This window comes from Geoglobus sp. (genome assembly GCF_054018175.1).
On sequence record NZ_JBPLZQ010000074.1, the window covers coordinates 1 to 2,743 of the forward strand.

General features: G+C 55.1%; 4 protein-coding genes. 3 read left to right on the plus strand and 1 reads right to left on the minus strand.

Going from position 1 to position 2,743, the window contains the following annotated elements; translation table 11 throughout:
• The coding region (locus ACXJJC_RS05940) for a GNAT family N-acetyltransferase (RefSeq protein WP_456370160.1) at positions 1–398 on the minus strand (398 nt) is incomplete at its 3' end.
• A gap of 37 nt (positions 399–435) precedes the next feature.
• Between ACXJJC_RS05940 and ACXJJC_RS05945 the strand changes: the two genes are divergently transcribed.
• From ACXJJC_RS05945 to ACXJJC_RS05955, 3 genes are all read left to right on the plus strand, one after another.
• Positions 436–1,374, plus strand: coding sequence for a M20/M25/M40 family metallo-hydrolase (locus tag ACXJJC_RS05945; protein ID WP_456370162.1), 939 nt, complete (start codon positions 436–438; stop codon positions 1,372–1,374).
• On the plus strand, positions 1,371–2,222 hold the full coding sequence (gene dapF, locus ACXJJC_RS05950) for a diaminopimelate epimerase (protein WP_456370164.1): 852 nt from the start codon (positions 1,371–1,373) through the stop codon (positions 2,220–2,222). The genes ACXJJC_RS05945 and dapF overlap by 4 nt, the downstream gene beginning before the upstream one ends.
• Positions 2,209–2,743, plus strand: a 535-nt coding sequence (locus ACXJJC_RS05955; protein WP_456370165.1) for a beta/alpha barrel domain-containing protein, incomplete at its 3' end; no start/stop codon positions are given. The genes dapF and ACXJJC_RS05955, both read left to right, overlap by 14 nt.

Here is a 2,743-nt window from a genome sequence, read left to right on the forward strand (position 1 = left end):
TGTTTCCTGTAAAACCTCTTTGCCGGTTCGTTTTTCTCGCCCACCCACAGCCCCATCACGCTCCTTCCCTTTTCGACCCCGTACTCCATGGACCTCTCCATGAGCCTGGATGCAACGCCTTTCCCCCTGTACTCCCTTTTAACGAACAGCTCGTGAAGCTCTGCCACCTTCTGCCACTCCATCGGGCTGAACCAGTTTGTGTCACAGGCGGAAAAACCCACGGGCACTCCTGCCTCAGCGACAAAGAACCCGTCCCTGTCCCTCCCGTAGAGCCACTTGAAGTACCCCCGTATGTCTTTCAGCTTGGTGTAGGCGTACTCCTCGTAACCTCTGTAGGCCTCGATGTATATCTCCACGAAGTAGTCGATGTCTCCCCTCTCAACCCTCCGGATAAGCACAGATGGCTTTTTAATCAGTGGCGTAAAAAATCTTGTGATGCTGAAAATTCTCGAAGATCTGGTGAGGATAGAGTCTCCTTCCGGGAGGGAGGAGGAGCTGAAAGGTTATGTTTCCGACAGGATAGAGGAGTTCGGTTTCACGACCAAAACGGACAATGCTGGCAACCTTGTGGTAAGGGGAATATCCGATCTGTGGTTTGTAACCCACCTCGATACCGTGCCATCCATCTCCAGCTTCAGAGTGGATGGGGAGTACGCCTACGGCACGGGAGTGGCGGATGCCAAGGGCAGTATTGCAGCAATGCTCCACGCACTTGAGAGGGCTGAGGAGCTCAACGTCAACATGGCATTTCTCGTTGACGAGGAGGAAGGAGGAACTGGCTCGAAGTACTTTGCGAGGAACTACTCGGGAAGGGCCGTGGTTATGGAGCCCACCGAGATGAGAGTTGCGGAGAGGCAGCTCGGAAGTGCCGAGATCGTCCTAACGTTCAAAGGTGTCTCGGCACACGGTGCGTTCTGGGACAGCGGGGTTAACGCCATAGAGCTCGCGATGAGGGAGGTTTTCAGGCTGAAGGAGAGGTACAGGTTCTCCGTTCAGGAAATCTCCGGAGGAAGTGACCTTTACGCCATCCCGGATTCGTGCAGGGTTAGGCTGAGCTTCATATTCGATTTTGAAGATGATTTTGAAGCTCTCAGGAGCACGGTGGAGTCCCTCCCTGCTGAGTTTGAGGTCCTGGAGTTCTACGAACCAATTGAATGCGACAGAATTGCGGAAATCGAAAGGCATGTTGGTGAAAAGACCGTCATGGTCTCTTGGACGGACGCGTACAACCTGAAGAAGGCTGGCTGGAAGGTGACGATATGGGGTCCGGGAAGCCTGGTGGACTGCCACACGGACAGGGAGAGGGTAAGGATCGCAGACGTTAAGAGGTGTGCGGACATAATACTGCAGGTGAATGAAGAGGTGGTGGCGTGAGGATCAGGTTTACGAAGATGCACGGGAATGGGAACGACTTCGTACTTGTCGATGAGTTTAATGGCGCAGTCGTCGGTGAGATGGACAAGCCCCGGTTTGTGAGGGCTGTTTGCGACAGGTACTTCGGGATTGGGGCGGACGGTGTGCTGTTCGTCCAGCCGTCCGACGTCGCTGACGTGAGGTTCAGGTACTTTAACTCAGACGGAAGCGAGGCCGAGATGTGCGGGAACGGAATAAGGTGTTTTTCCAGGTATGTTGTGGAGGAGGGGTATGCTGAAAGCCCCCTGAGGGTTGAAACCCTCGCGGGCGTACTCGAACTCGAGGTCACGAAGGATGAGGACGGTTGGTGGGTCAGGGTGGACATGGGGAGTCCGAGATTTTCTGTCGACGAGATCCCTGCGAATGAGGAGGTGTGGGGCAGGGAGATTCAGTTTGATGGGGGAAGCTTCAGACTCTACGCGGTGAACACGGGAGTTCCACATGCGGTAATCTTCGTGGACGATCTGAACTTCGACATAATTCCGCTTGCGAGGTATGTGAGGTACCACCATCTGTTTCCCGAGGGAATAAACGTAAACTTTGCGAGGGTCGTTGACCGCAGAACAATCGAGGTTAGAACGTACGAGAGGGGCGTGGAGAACGAGACGCTCAGCTGCGGAACCGGAAGTGTCGCAGTTGCTGTCGTTGCCAACAGGCTTGGGATGGTGGAGAGCAGTGTGAACGTGATCACGAAGGGCGGTAAGCTTAAGATCGACATCACGCGTGACACTGTTTACATGACCGGCCAGGCCGCGAGGGTTGCGGATGGGCACGTAAACACAGAGGAGCTCAGGTATGATCTTCCCTAACCGTCTCGTTCTGTCTGCCATGGCAGGGATAAACGACTGGAGGTTCGTGAGGGACAAGAGGGCGGGCATGGTGATTCTAGGCGGGTTCAACGCTGACAGGAAAACCAACGAGGCCGAGAAAAGGGCTGTGGAGAGAGGAAGGAGGGAATTCGTATTTTCGGATCCGCTGAGTGAGATTGAGCGGCAGGTGGCGAGGCTGCAGGACTTTGACGGCGCCGTAGCGGTGAACGTCAGAGCTGCCGACATCGACGGTTACGTCGCCGTTTCCAGAATTCTTGCAGAGTATGGTGCGATTTTGGAAATAAACGCTCACTGCAGGCAGCCGGAATTCACAGAGATTGGGTGTGGCCAGTCCCTCCTCTTCAGACCGGACGTGCTCGAGAGGACCGTGGAGAGAGCCGCGAAGCACTCGGATGCGATCGTCAAGATAAGGGGCGGCCTCGGCATAGACTATGTGTCGCTCTCGGAGAGGCTTTTCAGCTCCGGGGCCTTCATGGTTCACGTGGATGCGATGATTCCAG

Coding starts and splice junctions, on each gene's coding strand:
- ACXJJC_RS05945 (WP_456370162.1), top strand. CDS start 436: ATGCTGAAAATTCTCGAAGATCTGGTGAGGATAGAGTCTCCTTCCGGG.